The organism is Methylovulum sp., from assembly GCF_028687615.1.
GTDB lineage: Bacteria > Pseudomonadota > Gammaproteobacteria > Methylococcales > Methylomonadaceae > Methylovulum.
Genome location: NZ_JAQTZU010000007.1, coordinates 118,917 through 139,271, shown reverse-complemented (window position 1 = coordinate 139,271; position 20,355 = coordinate 118,917). Strand labels below are relative to the sequence as shown.

The window sequence follows — 20,355 nt, the reverse complement described above, 5'->3', positions numbered from 1 at the left end:
GTAAGCCTTTCAATTAGCTAACGCTTCTTCAACACTTTTCAACAACACAGGCCACCCGGCTAATGTTATCTTCACCACCACTTGAGAAACTATCTTGATGAAAATATGCAAACTTTTTGCCTGTGCGCTATTTTATTGCGTCACCGTCGGCAATACTTATGCGTCCACTTACACGTTGCCACCCACACCAGGTGACACCGTAATTACGCAATACCATGACGATGTGCCCTTGGCACGCGCTAATCAGGATGAAACCCTGCTGGATTTCGCCAGACGCTTTTTGTTAGGCCAAACCGAAATCGTCAGGCTTAACCAGGATCTGGACCGTTGGCATGTCAAAAAAGGTGAAATAGTGCGTTTGTCCAACAAACGCATCTTGCCAAATACCCCGCACGAAGGCATCACGCTGAACATTTCCGAATACCGCATGTATTATTATCCAGCGGGCCAACCTGGGGTCGTGATGTCATTTGCGCATGGCGTAGGTAGGCAAGATTGGAAAACACCTTTAGGCAAAACCAGTGTCGCCCGCAAAGTCAAAGACCCGGCTTGGCATCCGCCAGAATCCATCCGCCGCGAACACGCGGCTAATGGCGACCCACTCCCGGCAACCGTGTTGCCCGGCCCGCACAATCCGCTCGGTGCTTACGCGCTGTATCTGAACCTGCCTGGCGAATATCGTATCCACGGTACGGACATCGACAAAATCTACGGTATTGGCATGCAGATCACCCACGGTTGTGTGCGTATGTATCCTGAAGATATTGAAGAATTGTACAAAACCGTATCGGTAGGGACTCCGGTTTATCTGGTCAAGCAACCGATTAAAGTCGGCTGGCTGGATAATGTGCTGTATATCGAAGCCCATCCTGATCTGGAAGGCGAAGAAATGACCTTGGACCAACGTTATGCCGTGGCATTGGACTTGATCCAAAAAGCCAATAACAACGAAATACCCGACTTCGACCAAACCATCCTCAACGAAGCACTGAAAAAACTGGACGGCGATCCGGTCGCGTTGTTCGAACGCTTACCGCCGCTGGAAGAAGTCATGCCATCCGCTCCAGATAGCCTTACCGCACCCTTGCCGGTTACATTGCCTCCAGTGAAGCCAGCACCAGCCAAGCCTTTGCCGGTCAAAGCCAAATCTATTCCCGCCTCTAAACCAGCGGTAGCCAAACTGGGGAAGACAGCCAAACTTGCAAAAAACCAAGCTGTTGCCGTCAAACCAGCAAAAGCCAAGGCCCTTGCAACGAAATCCGTTACCGCATCCGTTACCGCTAAAAAAGCAAAAACCAAGCCAAGCAACACCAAAGCTCCAGCGGTAAAACTGACCAAAGCCAAAACAGCGGTTAAACCTACCAGTATCAAACAGGTGCAAAACCGTAAGGGTTCATCTGGTGGTTATTATCATGGTTCTTAATTTCGCAAGAATCACTGCGTAAAGCCAATCTTTACCCTCCAGCAAAGCTGGGGGGACTTAAAATGATACTCTGAACGGTCAAGTTTTCGGTTTTTGGAGCTTAGGTCTCTTGACCGCACAGCGGGCAGGATGCCCGCGCTCCGATTGGTCGGCGGGTTTGCCCCCCTCCTTAATAAGTAGTAGTGCAAAAGTCTTTTAACATTACAATTTGTAAAATCCGGTGCCTACACCTTCACCATAAAGCCAAGAAAAGCATCGTCATTCCGGCAGGGATTGCCGGAATCCAAGGGCCACGGACGGCAATCTACACGCGTATACATCCCTGTAATCTGGATTCCGGCAATCCCTGCCGGAATGACGGCTTCTTTTTAAAAATGTTAAAAGACTTATGCACACCTACTTAAAAGCCGAAAACTTGACCGTTTAAAGTATATTTAAAGCCAGTGACATTTTCCCCCTATCTTTTCAAAAACTGTCCGAAGTATTGTTAGCGTAAAATGCGTTAAGAACAATTAAACAGCAACTGGACACTCGTCCCCCCTGCCCCAGCCAATTTCAATTGGGCATTATGCAGTTCGGCGATTTCCTTGACGATTGCCAGGCCCAAACCGCAACCGTTACCAGGGCTGCCGGGAATGCGGTAAAAACGCTCGAACACCTTGGCGATTTCAGTATCGGGTATGCCCGGCCCCTCATCCTTCACCGTCAAACCCGGTTCCGGTTCCCGCTGCAAACTGACCGTGATCTGGCCTTGTCCATAGGCCACAGCGTTATCCAATAAATTGACCAACAATTCGCGCAACAACACCTCATCGCCTTGCACCCACAATGTCTCTTCGCTAGATTCAAAACTGATGTCCATATCCCGTTGTAAGGCTTTGGGCACCCAATCGATGCAGGTTTTTTTAGCCAAGGCGCATAAATCAACCGGACTTAATTCATACTCGCCACCAATAGGTTCAGAACGGGCCAGCACCAAAAGTTGGGCGGTCAGGTGCGACATGCGGTCGGCACTGCTTTGCACCTGCATCAAAGCGGGTTGCATGGCGGCAATATCCTGCTCACGCAAGGCCCGTTCCGCTTGTAATTTCAAACCCGCCAACGGCGTACGCAATTGATGGGCGGCATTGGCGATGAAACGTTGCTGGGTGGCTATCGCCAGCGTCAATTGTTCCAAAACATCGTTGATGGTGTCGGTCAAGGTGCGCACTTCCAAAAACACATGGCTTTCAGGGATAGGGCTTAAATCTCGGGAAGAACGTCCGGCGATGTGTTGGGCTAGGGTATGCAAGGGGTGTAAGCCACGTTTTAGACCTGACAACAAATAAATCCCCGTCAGTACCACAAACACGATTTGCGGGATCAAATCCGCCAACAATATATCGGTCATCATGGCACGGCGTTTATTCAAGGTTTCAGCGACATGGATAAATACTTGTTCCTGGGTGCCGCTAGGACTGGCCCGCATCGATATGACCCGCACCGGTTCGCCATACATGGACTCATCAATATAGACCGGCAACGACCAATCGGTTGCTACTGACAAGGGTTCCGGCACTTGGGCATCACCTGCCAGCATCTCCTGCCCGGACGAGATGATTTTAAAATAGGTTTTGTCTTGTTCGTCCCATTTGAAAATTTCCAACGCTTCCTGGGGCAAATCAACCACGACCTTGTTTTGCCGGACTTTGATTTCCTGGATCAACGAACGGGCTGAATCGAGCAACCAGCGGTCATACGCCTGATCGACATAATGCACGGTGACAAAATACGAGAGCACGGCATCGACCATGACAAAAAAAATCAGCGGGATAACCAGACGGGACAATATTTCGGTTTTCAGGCTTTTGGTCTTATGCATTTGCAGCTTATCCATCGGCGCACTCCAGTAAATAACCCAAACCACGCAGCGTGCGTATCACCACACCATAAGTTTCCAGATGTTTACGCAGCCGATGGATGTTGATTTCAATGGCGTTATCACTCAAACCCTCGCCGTCATTGGACAAGCGTTGGGCTATCCGGTCTTTGGCAACGACTTTCCCCGCCTGCATCATCAGTATTTCCAGCACCCCATATTCCCGCGCCGACAAGATAAAAGCCTTGCCATCCGCTAAAATCGTTTGCTGTAGCGTGTCCAAGCTCAAACGCCCGATGCGGATATGACGGTCAAACCCCCCGTAACAACGCCGGATCAAAGCCTGGATTCGTGCTTCCAGCTCCCGCAATTCAAACGGTTTGGTCAAATAATCATCCGCCCCTTGTTCGATGCCATCTATCCGGTCATTGACACTATCCCTTGCCGTCAGAATGAGGATAGGCAGCGACAATTTACGATGCCGGAAATTACGCAACAATTGCAAGCCGTCCATATCCGGCAAACCCAAATCCATGACGATAAGGTCAAAATCCTGGCTCTCGACAAGTTGCCCGGCAGCCATTGCCGTCGTGGCGCAACTGACCGAATAACCGCCACGCCCTAGCGTGTGCAACAAGCCATCGGTTAATACGGCATCGTCTTCTATCAATAAAATGTTCATGGGTTGAAAGGTACTTGAAAGGTTTACACATTAAGATGATTTCACTCGGTGGCAATGGTCTGTCCCGCAACGGACATAATCCCCCATACATTTCAGGAGCGATGACATGATACACAAACACACCCGGTATTATTTACAGCATTTAAAAGACGATATTCCGGCAGGTATTGTCGTGTTTCTGGTCGCCTTGCCGCTGTGCTTAGGCATCGCCCTGGCTTCCGGTGCACCCTTATTTTCCGGCCTGATTGCAGGTTTGGTGGGCGGCTTGGTGGTGTCGTGGCTGAGCGGCTCGCAATTGTGCGTGTCCGGCCCGGCGGCTGGCCTTACCGTCATTGTCTTGACCGCCATCGAAACCTTGGGCAGCTTCCAGGCCCTGCTGGTCGCCGGGGTGTTGGCGGGCATGATCCAGCTCGCCTTGGGGTATTTGAGGGCGGGCATCATCGGGGCTTTTTTCCCTGTCTCCGTCATTGAAGGCATGTTGGCGGCGATAGGCTTAATCTTGATTATCAAACAGTTGCCCCACGCCACGGGTTACGATACCAGCTTCGAGGGCGATGAAAGTTATATGAATGAAACCGCTAGGTCTAGCTTGCAAGAATTTTTTGCCGCATTCAATGGCGTCACCCCGGGCGCGGTTATCATCAGTTCCGTCGCTTTATTGCTGTTGATCCTGTGGACGACACCGTTGATAAAACGCCTGCCAGTTTTAAAATCAATACCCGGCGCATTGGTCGCCGTCGTCTGGGGCGTGGGCTACCATTTGCTCAGCACCCAGTATGCACCTGAGTGGGCGGTGACTGATAAACATTTGGTCAATTTGCCCATATCGGCAAAACCCAGTGATTTTTTCACTTATTTGGCACTGCCCGACAGCAGCTATTTAGTGCATTTGGTGAATCCAAAGGTTTATATGACGGCGGCCACCATCGCCATCATCGCCAGCCTGGAAACCTTATTAAGCCTGGAGGCGACCGACAAGCTCGACCCGATGAAACGGCTGGCGCCGACTAACCGTGAGCTAAAGGCGCAAGGTGTCGGCAACATCCTTAGCGGTTTGCTGGGCGGATTGCCGATCACGGCGGTGATTGTCCGCAGCGCCGCCAATATCAATGCGGGCGGCAAAACCCGCATTGCCAGTTTCAGCCACGGCCTGTTTTTGTTGTTAAGCATCGTTTATCTGGCCTACTATTTAAACTTTATCCCGCTGGCCTGTTTGTCGGCGATTTTGCTACATACCGGTTTTAAACTTGCCAACCCCAGTATTTTTAAGCATTTTTACCAAAAAGGCATGAACCAATTCTTACCTTTTGCCATAACCGTCATGGCGATTTTGGTTACGGACTTGTTGATAGGCATGGCGATAGGTTTGGTCATTGGCCTGTTTTTTGTCATCAAAGCCGATTACCACACCGCCATCACCTTGATTCAAGAGGGTGGCAAGCTCACTTTACGCTTGAACAAAGACGTGTCGTTCATCAATAAGGCTTTGCTCAGAAAACTGATTTTGCATATTCCCGCCAATAGCAACGTCACCATTGATGCCAGCAGGGCCCAGTTTATCGACCATGACATTATGGAAACCCTGGAGGAGTTCCTGATCGCCGCAACAGACGACAATATCAGTGTAGAGCTGGTTGATTTATATGGAAAAGAAAAAATACGTGAACATCAAACCATCATTATCAAAAGTTGATCCGACATCTGGAAAAGGATACCGCACCATGCTTGACAAACACCGCGCCACATTCAATGGCAATGTCTTCGCCAATCTGAAAGATGACGTCCCCGCCGGGGTCGCCGTATTTCTGGTCGCCGTGCCGCTATCGCTGGGCATCGCCTTGGCTTCTGGCGCACCGCTGTTTTCCGGTTTGATCACCGGCATCATCGGCGGCATGGTCGTCGCACCATTGAGCGGTTCCGCGCTGGGCATCAGCGGAGCCGCTACGGGGCTTGCGGTCATGGTGCTGTCGTCAATACAAGATTTAGGATTCCATGCGTTTTTGCTGGCGGTCATCCTCGCAGGCTGCCTGCAAATCCTGATGGGCGTGATTCGGGCGGGGGTCATTTCTTATTATTTCCCGTCCTCGGTCATCAACGGCATGTTGTCCGGCATCGGCATTATCCTGTTTCTTAAACAAATCCCCCATGCCCTAGGTTATGACCGTGATTTTGAAGGTGATTTCAGGTTCGTGCAGTCGGATAACTATTCATCGTTCAGTGAATTGTTGCACATGCTCGAATTCACTTCGCCCACCGCGATGTTCATTGCTTTCATCTCGCTGGTGATCCTGATTGCTTGGGAATTGCCGTTCATCAAACGTCACCGCTTTTTCCAGTTGTTCCCAGGGGTTTTAGCCTCTGTTATTGCCGCCGTCGCCATTAACCAAATCTTGCTGGAACATTCGCCAGAATTGGCCTTAAGCGGTGGTCATTTAGTCATTTTGCCCATCATGGACAGCATGCAGGATTTTATCAAACAACTCAACGCCCCTGATTTTGGCGCAATCACCCAACCTAAAGTGTATTTGGTTGCGTTCACGCTGGCAATCGTCGCCAGCCTGGAAACCTTGATTGCAACGGAAGCCATCGACAAACTCGATAGCTATAAACGCACCACGCCCGCCAACCGCGAATTGATCGTGCAAGGCATAGGCAATATCAGCGCCGGCTTGATGGGAGGTTTGCCGATGACCCAGGTGATTGTCCGCAGTTCTTTCAATCTCCAATCCGGTGCGAAGACCCAAGCCTCGGCTTTCCTGCATGGCCTTTTGCTGTTGCTGACCGTGATCCTGATCCCCGAATTGCTGCATAAAATCCCGCTGGCCTGCCTTGCCGCGATCCTGATCGTTGTCGCTTACAAAATGGCGCGTCCGCAAATTTTTAAAAATATGTACCGCGCCGGTGTTTACCATTTCATCCCCTTTTGGGCGACGATTCTGGGCATGGTGTTGACGGATATTTTGCTCGGTTTAGCCATTGGTTTAAGTACCGCACTGATTTCGATACTGCTGGAAAACTATAAAAGCTCGCTATATTTCCAAGAAATGCGCATCGGCAATAAGATCATCCTGCGCTTGTCCGAACACGTCTCCTTCCTGAACAAAGCCAATATCCAGCAAACTTTTCAAGACTTGCCGGCATATTCACAAGTCGTCATTGACGCCACGCGCTCAAAATACATTGATTATGACGTTTATGAAATGATCGAAAACTTCCGCCAGGAAGCACCTCTTAGGCACATCGAATTGACCTTGCAAAACCTGCGCGGTTACGGCCCATTGCCGCCGGTGACCAACGCCAGGCCACAGACGCTAGATTCGCAGCAATCGTTGACCCCTGCCAAAGTGCTGGAAATACTCAAGGAGGGCAACGAACATTTCGTCAATAACCTGGAATCCAACCGCAACTTATTGGAACAAGTCAACGACACCCGCCAAGGCCAATTCCCCATCGCGATTATTTTAAGTTGTATGGATTCACGCACCTCGGTCGAACTGATTTTCGACCAAGGCTTAGGTGACATATTCAGCGCACGGGTGGCGGGCAATATCATCAACGACGACATCCTTGGCAGCATGGAATTTGCCTGCAAAATATCCGGTTCCAAACTGATTGTGGTATTGGGGCACTCACACTGCGGTGCGATCAAAGGGGCTTGCAACCATGTCCAGCTCGACCATCTCACGGGCTTGCTGGAGAAAATCCAACCCGCCGTGGCGGCGGTGCAAGCCGAAACGGGTTGTGACATTACGGCGGACGATTACGGATTGGTGCAGTTAGTGGCGGATAAAAATGTGTTGTTGACCGTCGAGCACATTAAAACCCGCAGCCCCTTGCTCAATGGCATGTTAGAAAGCGGGGAAATTGGTATTGTTGGCGGCATGTACGACATAGAAACGGGAAAAGTCCGGTTTTATTCGGACATAGCATCAGTCAGCGACGTTCAAAGCGGCCAATCACAACCATCTGGCCCGCCTCAAACGCAGGAATAACAGTGCGCTGCCAACGATGACACCACCTACGACCAAGGGGTAACTATATTCCCAATCCAGTTCCGGCATGTGTTTGAAATTCATGCCGTACCAACTGAACACCATCGTCGGGATGGCGAGGATCGCCCCCCAGCCCGCCAGCCGTTTGACCACTTCGTTTTGCCTGACAGTTTCAAAGGTCAAATGGACGTGCATTGCCGAGATCAGCATTTCGCGGGTGCTATCAATGGCCTGGTCTATGCGTTTGATATGGTCGGCGACGTCGCGGAAATAAACCCGCACGTCTTTGGGGATGATGCCGCTATGGAAGCGCATCAATTCATTGCAAATATCAATCACGGGCATGATCGCGCCTTTTAACAGCAGCAATTCGCGCTTTAGTTCGTATAAATCTTCCATCGTTTTACGGCTGGGGCGGTTCTCAAAAATCGCCAGCTCCAGCAGTTCAAAACGTGCCTGCAATCCGTCAATGACCGGGACATAATTGTCAACGATGAAATCCATGATCGCGTACAACACAAACCCCGGACCTTTGGCTAACTGATGCGGTATGGCTTCACATTTTGTCCTGATTTTATGGTGGTCGAGCAAGGAACCGTGCCTAACCGTCACGACAAAGTGGGTGCCGACAAAAATATGGGTTTCGCCAAAATCAACACTGTCTTCGGTCAAGCTGGCGGTGTGCAACACTATAAATATCGAATCACCGTATTCTTCTATTTTGGGCCGCTGATGCGCGGTGCAGGCATCTTCTATGGATAATTCATGCAGGCTAAATTCTTCTTGGATTTTCAGCAGTAATTCGGTGTCTGGCTCACGCAAGCCCAGCCAGACAAACGTATCCGGTTGTTTGACGGCTTCGCTGATGTCTTCAATGGTGACATCCCCCTGGCTGACGCCGTGTTTATAAGCGACGCATTTCATGATCATGCTGGTATCGGGTTTTAAGTCCAAAATGTCACCGTATTTTATCTATAAAAAGATCTGTGGGTTGGGGTGACTACAGGAACCCCAACGAAGGTTGCATTTGGGATTGTTGGGGTTCTTACCTCACCACAACCTCTGAGCTGCGATGAATTTACCCAAAAAATCTGTCCACGAAAGACACAAAAAACACGAAAAAAACGTCTCCAAGTTATTTCCATCCTTAAGGTTAAAACCATCGGTTTTAGCCGGTTAGCTTTAGCATCAAGGTTCAAAAAAACAACTCGACAGCGCGGGACACAATCTGGGTGGACTTTAGTCCTCTGTGTCCCGCGCTAACCCACCTGCTTTTAGCAGGTGGTTGTTAAGTTTTCGTGCCTTTCGTGATTTTCGTGGACTTTAGTTATTCTACCAATCAGATTTTTGATGGTCTGTTCTTTCTCGAAAATCACCTTGTCGGTCCCGCCACCCGGAAGTCTCAACCGACTTCCACAATACTCGCCGCATAATCTTCGGGCGGTTCAAAGCCCAACAAGGTGATGCAGGTCGCCGACAGGTTGGCAATGCCCGCTCCCAGCACATCCGCCAAACGGGCGTTAGCTGCCCCGGACGGATCGTAAACAATGCCGGGCACCGGATTTAACGAATGCGCCGTCTTGGGTTTACATCTGCCTTGCCCGTCCAATACCAATGCGCCCGTTTTTTTATCCAGTTCGCACATATCGTCCGCATTGCCATGATCAGCCGAGCAAACCATAATCCCATTGGCTTTCTTCAACGCGTCCATAATCCTGCCGACACTTTCATCCACCGCTTCAACCGCCAATTTGACCGCGCCCACCACGCCCGTATGGCCCACCATGTCGCCATTCGGGAAATTCAGGCGGATAAATTGATAGTCGCCGCTTTCAATCGCCTGCACCACGGCATCGGTGATTTCATCCGCTTTCATCCGTGGCGCATCCTCGAACGGACAGACATCGGACGGAATTTCTTGCCATGTCTCGGTCGCAAATTTACCAGAGTTATTGCCGTTGAAAAAATAGGTGACGTGACCATATTTTTGGGTTTCTGAAATAGCCAATTGCTTGACACCTGCATTCGAGAGATATTCGCTCATGGTGCGGTCAATCGCTGGCGGCGTAACCAGATAACGGGCTGGAACGCCCAAATCGCCGTCATACTGCATCATGCCCGCGTATAGCACATCCGGTTTGCCGCCACGGTCAAATTCTTTTAACTCATCGGCTTCAAAAGCCTTGGTAATTTCCAAGGCGCGGTCGCCACGGAAATTAAAGAAAATGACGCTGTCGCCATCCATAATCGGCCCTACCGCCTGCCCGTCGCGTTCAATAACAAACGCGGGCAAATCCTGATCTAAAATGCCTGGATTTTCGCTACGGAAGGTTTCCACCGCTGTTTTCATCGACGCAAACATCCGGCCTTCAGCTTTGACATGGGTTGCCCAGCCGCGTTTGACCATATCCCAATTGGCATCATAACGGTCCATCGTGATGTTCATACGCCCGCCACCGGAGGCCACGCAATAATCGACAGTGCCATCGGCATTGATGTCATTCAAGAACGCATCGAAACGGTCAATATATTCCAGTGCGGAAGTTGGCGGCACGTCGCGTCCGTCAATCAAGGCATGGATACGTGCTTTTTTTACACCCTGCGCTTTCGCCATGCGTAACATGGATTCCAAATGGTTGATATTGGAATGGACATTGCCGTCCGACAACAACCCGATAAAATGCAAGGTAGACGATTTGGCGTTGACGTTAGCTATCAGTTCTTGCCAGACGGAACCGTCGGCATACATCGCGCCCGACGCTATCGCCTTGCCGACCAAGGCCGCGCCTTGTTCAAAGATACGACCGCAGCCGATGGCATTATGCCCCACTTCCGAATTGCCCATATCCCCGTCATCCGGCAGTCCTACCGCCACGCCATGCGCTTGCAACTCGGTATACAGGGCATTGTCATGCAGCCAGTCGAGATTCGGCGTATTTGCCTGTTTCACAAAATCGCTTTCAGGATTTTTACCAATGCCTACCCCATCCATAATCACCAATACCACCGGGCCTTCCGGGCCGGCAAAAGCCGGATTCTTTTTCAACTGAATCATTTCTAACTCCAAATTATGTGTACATAAATATAAGACTTTCGCTACCCTGGGCAAAATAGCATATTTTAAGGGATATGATAACGAAGCAAAGATACATAGGATACCTGATCAGCCCCCCCTCAACTACACCTGCTACAACTTGTCCGAACATTTGGAGGGTGCCAGCCATGATGGTGAGTAAGATACTGAAGGGTACGCGCTCCGATTGGTCGGCGGCTTGGCGGGTTTGCCGCCCCCTTAATAAAGGCATCCTGCCTACTGGTTGCGGTCAAGATGACCTCGCCCCCAAAAAGAAAACTTGACCACTGAGGGTATGGCAGACACGGACTTATTTTATTTTGTATATTTTTTGCACCAGTTGATAAAACCACTTAGGCCGAAACAGCACAATCCAAAGCAACATGATTCCAGAAATCGGTATCGGGCCAATTTCGAGTAGCGTGATAACAATTAGCACTAAAATACAGAGAATGCGCAAGGTTTCTGTCCGTGTCCAACACTAAGGCGATTTCCGGCGAAGAATATACCCAACTCACTGGTCTTTTTGTTTATTTGTCGCTTACGGCGTCCTGCCTCCCGCGATCCTTGTTCATCCATGAACAGCGTCTGCGTTGTAAAAATAGTTACATAGCTTGCTATGCGCCTATTTTTACGCCTCGGCAACCGCTCCGTCCATAAACCACCCTTGTGGTGGCATCCTTGCAGTCGTTGAAAATGAACAAAAAACCTGCGTGATTTGAGTGCATTCAGTGCATTCATTCTTGGAAATCGCCTAAGCTTGTTAGAAATTAATAAAGATAGAACCCATGACCAAATTGTGCATGGTATTGTTGGTATGCGAGGCATCATCCAAATATTGGTTCAAATAACCCAATTCAGTACGCACGTTTTTATTAAACGTCCAGCCCAGACCCGCAAAAGCACGGTTTTGGTCAAAACCGGATTGGCCGCCGTAAGGCGTGGAATTGGCACGGATAAAAAGTTCATCCCAAGCGATCAGGCTCAAGCGCGGCTCAAATGCCATAGGGTGCATGAAACGCAACATCTGCCGTGGCCGGACACGCACATTGCTATCCTGTAAAAAATTGCTTTCAATCAGTATCCTATAGGACAAGGTACCGAAACTGGTCGGCAACACATAACGGAAACCAGGCCACACATCTTGTTCGGAAACAAATTTATTAGCAGGAAGGTTTTGGGTGGGCAACCAAGTATAACCGGCCCAAACTGTGGCGTGCTCACTCAGCGAATACCCGATGGCGGCCCGCGCCAAACCTTGATACCAATGGCTGAAATCACCATCGTAACGGGACTGCCCTTCCAGCCAGATACGGGTTTTTTCCAATCTTGGATCGAGGATTTTTAAACTGCCTTCGCCGACCATTTGCAGCCAACTGCCGTCATTTTCAACTAAATTGCCATCATCCGCCATTGCTGTAGATGATAAGAACATTATGTCCAAACACATAATGATCATTGCCAAACGTTTAATTTTTTTCATATGGTTTTACCTGTTTTTTTCTGGTTTTCACTACTTAAGTGATGTGATGGGGGCGTATGGCGTATGCTTAAAAGCTTACGAAAGGCGACACGAAGTGCTTGCCCCTGAGTATGGGCATTGCCGGGATATGAATCTCATAAGCCAGTCTTTGGAAGACCCCGGCACTACAATTGTGATGGCATAGACCGGATGAATTGGGCTTTGATGCATGCATCAAAGCCCAATCCCTTGTTTCTAGCTATATCCAGAAACCATTTTTTGCTTGCGTGCCGCTAACGGATGGTTTGAGTAGGCATCATGATATTCCAGACCGTAAAAGTCACACTTTCCACCTTGCGCTTCATAGTCGTGCTGAAAATGGTGCATGAATTCCATGACGCTATGGTCAAGCAAATAGGCATCGTTTAACTGGAAAATAACCATCTTGCCTGGTTCCACAGCCATCATCGCATCTTTTAACGCCATGAAGTTGGAGAAAATGGCCGCCCCGCTGATTTTCACCAACACGGTGTTGCTGTCAGGTTGTTGGATTTCAAAATGGATTTTGAACAAATTGTTCAACTTAACGCCACGGCTGATATGGATCAGCAACTTGACGACAATACCAATAGCAACACCAATCAACAAATCGGTGGCGATCACGCCGATAATAGTGATGACGAACATAAAAAACTGTTCTTTACCCAATTCAAACACTTTGCCAAATTCTTTTGGCGAAGCCAAACGAAAGCCCGTGAACACCAATAAGGAAGCCAAAGCCGCCAAGGGAATGCTGTGGATCAAACGCGGGAACACCACGACAAAAATCAATAAGAACAAGCCATGAAAGAAGTTCGCCCAACTGGTTTTCGCGCCGTTAGTGACGTTGGCGGAACTGCGGACAATTTCTGCGATCATCGGCAGGCCACCGACCAGACCCGCCGCCAAATTACCCGTACCCACCGCCATCAAGTCCTTATCCAAATTTGATTGGCGTTTATACGGGTCTAACTTGTCAACCGCCATCGCACTCAACAGGCTTTCCAAACTGCCGACCAAGCAAATGCTGACCACCGCTTCCCAAAACTCCAAGGTGGCGACTTTAGAAAAGTCAGGGAAATAAAAGCTGGACATAAAATTGTCGGAAATGGACACTAAAAATTTCGGCCCGACGGTTTCTTCATGATGCGGCAAAAACGTCGCGTCAGGCAAAAACAGATAGATGTGCTCGTGGTCAAGATCGAACAGTTTACCCAGGCCGATACCCACCAACACGACGATCAGCGGCGCGGGAATCATTTTTAAATACTTGTTCTTTACAACAGACCAAAGGATCAAAATAGCCAACCCCGAAAAACCGATAATGGCTATTTCATGGTTCATATTGATCAGGCTATGCGGTATTTGGGCAATCGTCGAAAACAGACTGCTGCCTTTTTCCGGTGCATTACCCAACACCACATGGATTTGTTTCGCCATGATAATGATGCCGATAGCCGCCAACATACCGTGGACTACCGAAGCCGGAAAAAACGAACTGAGGCGGCCTGATTTAAAATAGCCCATCAAAACTTGGAACGCGCTGGCTATCACAATCGCCGCCAAGGTATAGCGGTAACCCGCCATCGCATCGCCTTCGCCCAACTCTTGCACCGCACCCAACACCACGACGATCAAACCCGCCGCCGGGCCATTGATGGTGACGAACGAGCCGTTGATACGCGAAACCAACACACCACCGATCACCGCCGAAATGATGCCTGCCGACGGCGGAAAACCGGAAGCCATAGAAATGCCAAGGCACAAAGGCATGGCAATCAAAAAAACCAGAAAACCCGACAGCAAATCACTGCGCCAATTTTCTTTCAAACCGGCCAAACCGGTTTTGGGTAAAACGGATAAATTAACTTCACTCATGACTGTTTCCTCATTTATAAAATGTCACTTGTGCAATAAGCGATTTATGTGCCAATTGTCATTATTTTTTTAACAACATGATTTTAAATAGTATTTTTAATAAATTCCGTATCATTATCTGGTAAAAAAGAAAACTTACGGGCAAATCCACCGATAGCCGGTTGATTTCAACCGCTACAGCAGATGTTGTAACCGGGCAATGCCGCATATCCCGAATTTGCACCAATAAACTCATACTAAAAATACCCAGTTACGCTACACTAATGCGATAAATCACCTTCCCAACCTTGGAGCTAACGATTATGAGCGACACTATCTCAAATAACGCCGTCATTTATGCGACCCTCGCCCTGAACAGTGAAGTGGCCTTACAACGCGAATATCTGGAATCCGATGATGTTCCTGAAGATGAACGCGAAAATGAAGAAGACATTTTGGCTGATCTGGAACAGGCTTTTATGGAGTTTATTGATATTTACAAAGTACGCTGCAACGCCGACCCTGAATTGCCAACGCTTGATGAATTACTCAACAGCCAGCTTTAAACACCCTACTATGACGACAACGATCACCTTATATGGCGTTAAAACTTGCCAAACCGTAAAAAAAGCGCGGGCCTGGCTAGAACAGCACGACAAAGCTTACCGTTACCACGATGTCCGCGTGGATGGTTTGACTTCTGCACACCTCGACGATTTTGTCGCCCGTACTGACTGGAAGTTGCTGCTTAACCGCAGCAGCACCGCGTGGCGGCAATTGTCCCCCGAACAACAAGCCGATCTTGACCAAGACAAGGCAATGGCTTTACTTTTGGCCTACCCTACCCTAATGAAACGCCCTGTCCTGGACACGGGCGGGCAATTGCTAGTCGGTTTTACCCCCGAACGTTACGCCAGCGCACTATGACCGATACCCTCGCGTTACTGCAAGATCTGATCCGCCGCCCCTCAGTCACCCCCGAAGATGCCGGATGCCAAGAACTTCTGGCTGGACGTTTAGCGTCATTAGGTTTTGCCATCGAACACCTGGATTTTGCCGATACCAAAAATTTATGGCTCAGGCGTGGACAAGCAAAACCCTTATTCACTTTTTTGGGGCATACCGATGTGGTGCCGCCAGGTCCTTTAGTAACTTGGAATTCGCCACCGTTTGAACCCACCATAAAAGACGGCAAATTATACGGACGCGGCGCGGCGGATATGAAAGGTGGCATCGCGGCGTTTGTCACCGCTGTGGAACGGTTTGTCGCCAAGCACCCAGGCCATCAAGGCTCGATTGCGGTCATGATGACCAGTGATGAGGAAGGCATCGCAACGCACGGCGTGGTTAAAGTGGTGGACGTGCTGGAGAAACGTGGGGAAAAAATTGCTTGGTGCCTAGTGGGCGAACCCTCCAGCGACCAACGCATCGGCGATGTGGTTCGAGTCGGCAGGCGTGGGTCTTTATGTGCTTGTTTGACGGTCTTCGGCATCCAAGGTCATGTCGCCTACCCTGAATTGGCGGAAAACCCCATTCACACGTTTGCCCCGGCGTTGAAAGCCTTGACCGACGAAATCTGGGATCACGGCAATGCGTTTTTTCCGCCCACCTGTTTGCAAGTCTCCAACATCAACGGCGGCACAGGCGCGGAAAACATTATTCCTGGCAAACTGGAAGTGCAGTTCAACCTGCGTTTTTGCACCGAACTCGATGCCGAAACCATCCAACAACGCACCCATGCGATACTTGACCGTTTTGGATTCAACTATAACTTGGCTTGGCGATTATCAGGCCAGCCGTTTTTGACCGCTTCCGGGGAACTGCTTGCCGCCACCCATGCCGCGATTAAAACCGTCACGGGCTACGGACCTAAAGATGACACGGGCGGCGGCACTTCAGACGGGCGTTTTATCGCACCGACCGGAGCACAAGTCATTGAACTGGGGCCGTTGAACGAAAGCATCCATAAAATCAACGAGCATATCGGCCTGGATGATTTGGAAACGTTGTCGGCGATTTATGAGCAGATTTTGGTGAATTTGTTGGTGTAACTTGTATTCCGCTCGCGCTTCATACAGGCTACGACTAATTAAACTCAAGGCTCTATATGGGTTTCGGGGTCTTTTTAACCAAAACAGCCGGTGACGAAGAAAGTAAGCCTTTACCGCATCCTGACATTATGGACAAACTCAAAAAAGCTCAGGTACAGCGGCAAGGCCAGGATATGCCCCGGTGCGGGCGAATATTCAGGCGCTTCATCACTATAAGCGCGGGCTAAACTTTCGCTGGCGGGTAGTCCTGCAATCGGAATGATAATAGATTTGTCAATAAAATATTGCGATGACTGTACGCCTTGAAGTACGGGCATTCGACCCAATAAATCGGTAGGCTTGACTTTTTACAAATCATTCCGATTGCAGGACTACCCTAAAATTATCATCCCCTTTGGGCTCGAAATGATGCTCCAGATAATTTTTTATCATCTCTTCTGTCAATTCACCAGAAGTCACGCAAAAGTAGCCCCGCGCCCAGAAGTGACGCCCCCAATAGCGTTTTTTCAAATCCGGGAAACTCTCGAACTTCTTCCCTTAATCCGCCTCATTATTTCACTCGGTGCCAGATTGGGCGGCGCAGAAACCAACACTGGACATGGCCCTGGCTGACAACCCCTTTCAGAATCCCTATCTCAAAGGCTTCACACGTCTGCCTAATCAGCTCACGAACTTTCAAGCCAACATCACCTTTCAATACCTTGTAGCGATACTTTGTGACAAAGACAAAATGATATTGAATTTTAAATACTGTATGGCTTCCATAACGGTAATCCATAAGCCCCCCCTTCTTTTCGATTCAGGGCAATATCATACGTCAAAAAATCATAGATAAATCTGACCGACTAAAAGTCGGTGGTAAACGGGAGTGAGATATTTAAACCAGCAACGGTGACATAAATGAAATGAAAAGGTACAAATAGAAATAAAACGAAACGGTAAAATAAAAATAATTTTCAAAATATAAAATATAAAATGGCGGTATTAATTACCACCATTTCTCATATCATTAAGCGACTTCGAGTTCGTAATTACGAATCAACACCTCTCTTGCAATCGTGTTCTTTTTTCCGCACGAATAGCGAAGAGAAACAGGATCAATAATAAATTCAGAAAAAATACTCCGCACCTCTGGGGTGTCATTCAAGCTTAATAAAAACTTACCTTTGATCTTAGCTAATTGAACCGCCAACAAATAAAAATCCGCTTTAGCAAAAACCCCATTACCGTAGTAATTCTCACAATCGTAATAGGAAGGATCAATATAAAAAAACGTCTTATCCCGGTCATAGCGTTTGATCAGATCACTATAGCCAAGGTTTTCGATATAAACCTGTGATAACCTCAAATGCGCCTGAGATAAATCCTCTTCAACCCGAAGCAAATTTAGCCTTGACGCACTAGATGGAGCATAGCCAAACGTTGGTTTATCGATACGCCCTACAAACGACGTTTTCTGTAAATAAAAAAACCTGACCGCCCTTTGAATATCCGTCAAAGTTTCAGGTTTTGATTTAAGCTGCCGATCAAACTCATTTCTGCTAACCAAAACCCACTTAAAATAACGGATAAACTCTTCTAAATGATGCTGCACCACTCTATATAAAGTGATGATATTGGTATTGATATCATTCAATACCTACACATTTGAACGGTCTTTCCGAAAAAACACCCACGCTGCGCCCGCAAACGGCTCGCAATAACATTCATGAGCCGGAATCAAATCACAAGTCTGTTTTGATAACTGATATTTACCACCAATCCATCCTGACAACGGACTTTTAATCATGTGAACACCTTTAAGTTTATAAAAAAACTGCTAGGCTTACACTGCCGGTCGACTGGCAGGGAGCCTTGCTCGGTTCACGGTGGTAACTTCACTGTGTATTGAGGTCATGGGTATGCGCTAACATATCCGTGACGCTCTCTTTTTTACCGCAATACTGCTTCAATATGGCGATTCAAAACAGCCAAAATATTATCTTTATCTTCCTGCGACACGCCCAAAAACGGCCTTGCTGGAATATCTCCCCATAGATATGGGAACTCCTCTTTTGTGCCACCAAATTGCTGCATAGCGGCATATTCCATCGTGCTGCCGACTTCCAACGTATCCCCAGTCACATCTTTATTGATTTGATGGCTTAAGGTTCCGCCATCCACCAGCGGTTTGTCACCGGCCTTATATAATAAGGTGGACAACGCGCTATTTAATAACCAATCGCTGCCATCCGGTGCTGTTGACGTTTCAAACCGTTGCTTAGTCGATTCAACCAAATCCTCGCCAATTTCTAAAAGCGCGGGCCGTAAATAACTGCTTGCATCCTGTAGGCGGCGTAATACCCTCAGTATCTCGGCATCATCAATTTCAATACTTGCCATACCAACCCCTTAAAACTATACTTCAGATACCCACCATCGGCTCGGCTGCCGACCCCTTCCGCTTGTGCGGTTGATGAGGGCAAGCGCGGATGCCTTCCGTGCGGTGGGTCACCGATCAATTTTTACTGCACCGCCTGGCGGCTTTCCGCGTTCATTTTTGAATAGCGTCAAAAAATAGTTTTTCTTCCCATCGCCCGTCCGCTTTAACGCCGCCCTGTACCATACCTTATCCATCAGCAAATAAACCAAACGGCTATCACCCACTTGATAAATGTCGCCACGGTCTATTATTTCTTGGGCTTTGCGGTAATCATCCACCGTAATTTCAGGGTGCTTGGCAATATGATCATCGATGGATTGTCTGGACAGCAACACCGTATTACTGTCAGAACCCAGCAGTGACCGTTCCGCATCATCCAATGCCGCAATCGGAAATTCACCTGCCAATTTACCGTTAAAAAAATGAGTAAAAACCTCACTATTGACCAAATACTGGGTATTTGCCCGTGCCAATTGCCACGCCGCCCCCTCTTGCTTATTGATAACTTGCCGAACCAACTCGGCATTGGCCTGTCCAGGCGCATAATCCCACCCATAATCCACCCCTTTAGGCAGCACAACGGATTCGCCCCGCACAGTTTTCGTATAATCGCCATCATCTGGAGCAGCATGGCCTTTAAACTCATCAGCGGTAACCGCCTTAACGCGGCAACGGCAACCAAAGCCGTTCGGCGGATAATGCGCCTGCCACCACGGATCGTCATAACGCAGCACCGCACCGTTCCAGCTTTGGTGCAGTTCGCGCGGATGCGCCACCAAGTCACTGTGGATATATTTCCAATATGGCCGGTTTTTTAACAGATCAGGGTCGGTCAATTGCGCGTAACGCCCTGCTGCATAACTGGTGCGCATGTTGGTGTCATAAATCACCCGCGTCCGCCAATCTCGCCCTGCTTGGGTATCGCTGCCTGTCCACCCTTGCCAGCCATGCTTTTCAACAATGCTGTCAAACTCCTGCCTAAACGCTTGGATAGACTTCCCTTCCGCAATCGCCTTATCCACCGCGCCGCGAAAATCCGCCAGCAAATCCGCTTTAGCCGCACCGGCGACAATAAAGGCGCGGTCATGGGCTGAAGAAAGAATATCATCCCACCATTGGGTAGGCAGGTTCTCTTTTTGCCGAAAGAACGCCTGTTGTTCTTCAAACGGCTTATTGAATTTGCCGTCACCACGGGCGTTGAATGCTAATTGAGAGGGGGATAGGATTAACGGCATCTTATTTCAAATGTTCCCGCATATTTTCCATAATCTTTAGTTTATTATCCGCTTTTAATTCATCTATTTTGCGGGAAATATCCTTTATATAAGGTGCTTCGGTAATTTCTCGCATGGCGGTAGAAATATCGAACAAACCATCTGCCAACCGTTTAAAAAAATCGCCCAACCCATCAAAAAAGTACGCTGCAAGTGAAAATGGAGTAAATAAAAACAAACGTAACAAAAAAGATATTATTGTTTTCAATTTCTTATTCATTC

General features: G+C 48.6%; 17 protein-coding genes and 2 pseudogenes. 7 read left to right on the top strand and 12 right to left on the bottom strand.

The features are described from left to right. Nucleotides 1-97 precede the first annotated feature (97 nt). Nucleotides 98-1,423: a L,D-transpeptidase family protein gene (locus tag PHH59_RS06105; protein ID WP_366904652.1), complete on the top strand. Its 1,326-nt coding sequence runs from the start codon at nt 98-100 to the stop codon at nt 1,421-1,423. A 502-nt stretch (nt 1,424-1,925) separates the two neighbouring features. Here PHH59_RS06105 and PHH59_RS06100 read toward each other — a convergent pair. Together PHH59_RS06100 and PHH59_RS06095 are read right to left on the bottom strand one after the other, a co-directional pair. After that, a complete protein-coding gene (locus PHH59_RS06100; protein WP_300012824.1) occupies nt 1,926-3,284 on the bottom strand; it encodes a sensor histidine kinase in 1,359 nt (452 codons plus the stop codon). Nucleotides 3,285-3,291: 7 nt separating this feature from the next. Then, nucleotides 3,292-3,963, bottom strand: coding sequence for a response regulator (locus PHH59_RS06095; protein ID WP_300012761.1), 672 nt, complete (start codon nt 3,961-3,963; stop codon nt 3,292-3,294). 106 nt (nt 3,964-4,069) lie between these two features. On the opposite strand from PHH59_RS06095, the gene PHH59_RS06090 reads away from it, so the two are divergent. Together PHH59_RS06090 and PHH59_RS06085 are read left to right on the top strand one after the other, a co-directional pair. Next, nucleotides 4,070-5,656: a SulP family inorganic anion transporter gene (locus PHH59_RS06090; RefSeq protein ID WP_300012758.1), complete on the top strand. Its 1,587-nt coding sequence runs from the start codon at nt 4,070-4,072 to the stop codon at nt 5,654-5,656. A gap of 28 nt (nt 5,657-5,684) precedes the next feature. Further along, nucleotides 5,685-7,955: a bifunctional SulP family inorganic anion transporter/carbonic anhydrase gene (locus tag PHH59_RS06085; protein ID WP_300012755.1), complete on the top strand. Its 2,271-nt coding sequence runs from the start codon at nt 5,685-5,687 to the stop codon at nt 7,953-7,955. On the opposite strand, the gene corA is transcribed toward PHH59_RS06085, so the two are convergent. Both corA and gpmI read right to left on the bottom strand, forming a co-directional pair. After that, nucleotides 7,920-8,909: a magnesium/cobalt transporter CorA gene (gene corA, locus PHH59_RS06080; protein ID WP_300012752.1), complete on the bottom strand. Its 990-nt coding sequence runs from the start codon at nt 8,907-8,909 to the stop codon at nt 7,920-7,922. The genes PHH59_RS06085 and corA overlap by 36 nt on opposite strands. Before the next feature lie 448 nt (nt 8,910-9,357). Next, nucleotides 9,358-11,010 carry a 2,3-bisphosphoglycerate-independent phosphoglycerate mutase gene (gene gpmI / locus PHH59_RS06075; protein WP_300012749.1) on the bottom strand — a complete coding sequence of 551 codons (1,653 nt, stop codon included), beginning with the start codon at nt 11,008-11,010 and terminating at the stop codon, nt 9,358-9,360. 167 nt (nt 11,011-11,177) lie between these two features. Between gpmI and PHH59_RS06070 the strand changes: the two genes are divergently transcribed. Then, nucleotides 11,178-11,312: a hypothetical protein gene (locus PHH59_RS06070; protein ID WP_300012746.1), complete on the top strand. Its 135-nt coding sequence runs from the start codon at nt 11,178-11,180 to the stop codon at nt 11,310-11,312. A gap of 479 nt (nt 11,313-11,791) precedes the next feature. On the opposite strand, the gene PHH59_RS06065 is transcribed toward PHH59_RS06070, so the two are convergent. Together PHH59_RS06065 and PHH59_RS06060 are read right to left on the bottom strand one after the other, a co-directional pair. Then, a complete protein-coding gene (locus tag PHH59_RS06065; RefSeq protein WP_300012743.1) occupies nt 11,792-12,511 on the bottom strand; it encodes a DUF2490 domain-containing protein in 720 nt (239 codons plus the stop codon). A gap of 234 nt (nt 12,512-12,745) precedes the next feature. Next, nucleotides 12,746-14,407 carry a SulP family inorganic anion transporter gene (locus tag PHH59_RS06060; protein ID WP_300012740.1) on the bottom strand — a complete coding sequence of 554 codons (1,662 nt, stop codon included), beginning with the start codon at nt 14,405-14,407 and terminating at the stop codon, nt 12,746-12,748. Nucleotides 14,408-14,709: 302 nt separating this feature from the next. Between PHH59_RS06060 and PHH59_RS06055 the strand changes: the two genes are divergently transcribed. Genes PHH59_RS06055 through dapE form a run of 3 tightly spaced genes read left to right on the top strand, consistent with a single transcriptional unit; the run spans nt 14,710 to nt 16,437 of the window. After that, nucleotides 14,710-14,952 (top strand): hypothetical protein, encoded by a 243-nt coding sequence (locus tag PHH59_RS06055; protein WP_300012737.1) that lies wholly within the window; start codon nt 14,710-14,712, stop codon nt 14,950-14,952. A 10-nt stretch (nt 14,953-14,962) separates the two neighbouring features. Next, nucleotides 14,963-15,313, top strand: coding sequence for an arsenate reductase (locus tag PHH59_RS06050; protein WP_300012734.1), 351 nt, complete (start codon nt 14,963-14,965; stop codon nt 15,311-15,313). Next, nucleotides 15,310-16,437, top strand: coding sequence for a succinyl-diaminopimelate desuccinylase (gene dapE / locus PHH59_RS06045; RefSeq protein ID WP_300012731.1), 1,128 nt, complete (start codon nt 15,310-15,312; stop codon nt 16,435-16,437). The genes PHH59_RS06050 and dapE overlap by 4 nt, the downstream gene beginning before the upstream one ends. Before the next feature lie 110 nt (nt 16,438-16,547). Here dapE and PHH59_RS06040 read toward each other — a convergent pair whose 3' ends face one another. The 6 genes and pseudogenes from PHH59_RS06040 to PHH59_RS06015 all read right to left on the bottom strand — a co-directional run bounded on the left by PHH59_RS06040 (nt 16,548) and on the right by PHH59_RS06015 (nt 20,353). Further along, a complete protein-coding gene (locus PHH59_RS06040) occupies nt 16,548-16,754 on the bottom strand; it encodes a hypothetical protein (protein ID WP_300012728.1) in 207 nt (68 codons plus the stop codon). Nucleotides 16,755-16,791: 37 nt separating this feature from the next. After that, a pseudogene (tnpA, locus tag PHH59_RS06035) lies at nt 16,792-17,215 on the bottom strand (IS200/IS605 family transposase). A gap of 231 nt (nt 17,216-17,446) precedes the next feature. After that, nucleotides 17,447-18,226, bottom strand: a pseudogene (locus PHH59_RS06030) (DNA adenine methylase). A gap of 143 nt (nt 18,227-18,369) precedes the next feature. Then, nucleotides 18,370-18,819, bottom strand: a complete 450-nt coding sequence (locus tag PHH59_RS06025) for a phage virion morphogenesis protein (RefSeq protein WP_300012725.1) — start codon at nt 18,817-18,819, stop codon at nt 18,370-18,372. Between the two features lie 108 nt (nt 18,820-18,927). Further along, on the bottom strand, nt 18,928-20,094 hold the full coding sequence (locus PHH59_RS06020; protein WP_300012722.1) for a phage minor head protein: 1,167 nt from the start codon (nt 20,092-20,094) through the stop codon (nt 18,928-18,930). Between the two features lies 1 nt (nt 20,095). Then, a complete protein-coding gene (locus PHH59_RS06015) occupies nt 20,096-20,353 on the bottom strand; it encodes a hypothetical protein (protein WP_300012719.1) in 258 nt (85 codons plus the stop codon). Between the last annotated feature and the right edge of the window lie 2 nt (nt 20,354-20,355).

Excerpts from the sequence above, each read along its gene's own strand:
- PHH59_RS06055 (WP_300012737.1), top strand. The coding sequence starts at position 14,710 with ATGAGCGACACTATCTCAAATAACGCCGTCATTTATGCGACCCTCGCC.
- PHH59_RS06050 (WP_300012734.1), top strand. The coding sequence starts at position 14,963 with ATGACGACAACGATCACCTTATATGGCGTTAAAACTTGCCAAACCGTA.
- PHH59_RS06095 (WP_300012761.1), bottom strand. The coding sequence starts at position 3,963 with ATGAACATTTTATTGATAGAAGACGATGCCGTATTAACCGATGGCTTG.
- gpmI (WP_300012749.1), bottom strand. The coding sequence starts at position 11,010 with ATGATTCAGTTGAAAAAGAATCCGGCTTTTGCCGGCCCGGAAGGCCCG.
- PHH59_RS06060 (WP_300012740.1), bottom strand. The coding sequence starts at position 14,407 with ATGAGTGAAGTTAATTTATCCGTTTTACCCAAAACCGGTTTGGCCGGT.
- PHH59_RS06070 (WP_300012746.1), top strand. The coding sequence starts at position 11,178 with ATGATGGTGAGTAAGATACTGAAGGGTACGCGCTCCGATTGGTCGGCG.
- PHH59_RS06090 (WP_300012758.1), top strand. The coding sequence starts at position 4,070 with ATGATACACAAACACACCCGGTATTATTTACAGCATTTAAAAGACGAT.
- PHH59_RS06100 (WP_300012824.1), bottom strand. The coding sequence starts at position 3,284 with ATGCATAAGACCAAAAGCCTGAAAACCGAAATATTGTCCCGTCTGGTT.
- PHH59_RS06085 (WP_300012755.1), top strand. The coding sequence starts at position 5,685 with ATGCTTGACAAACACCGCGCCACATTCAATGGCAATGTCTTCGCCAAT.
- PHH59_RS06065 (WP_300012743.1), bottom strand. The coding sequence starts at position 12,511 with ATGAAAAAAATTAAACGTTTGGCAATGATCATTATGTGTTTGGACATA.
- PHH59_RS06105 (WP_366904652.1), top strand. The coding sequence starts at position 98 with ATGAAAATATGCAAACTTTTTGCCTGTGCGCTATTTTATTGCGTCACC.
- PHH59_RS06040 (WP_300012728.1), bottom strand. The coding sequence starts at position 16,754 with ATGCCCGTACTTCAAGGCGTACAGTCATCGCAATATTTTATTGACAAA.
- PHH59_RS06020 (WP_300012722.1), bottom strand. The coding sequence starts at position 20,094 with ATGCCGTTAATCCTATCCCCCTCTCAATTAGCATTCAACGCCCGTGGT.
- PHH59_RS06025 (WP_300012725.1), bottom strand. The coding sequence starts at position 18,819 with ATGGCAAGTATTGAAATTGATGATGCCGAGATACTGAGGGTATTACGC.
- dapE (WP_300012731.1), top strand. The coding sequence starts at position 15,310 with ATGACCGATACCCTCGCGTTACTGCAAGATCTGATCCGCCGCCCCTCA.
- PHH59_RS06015 (WP_300012719.1), bottom strand. The coding sequence starts at position 20,353 with ATGAATAAGAAATTGAAAACAATAATATCTTTTTTGTTACGTTTGTTT.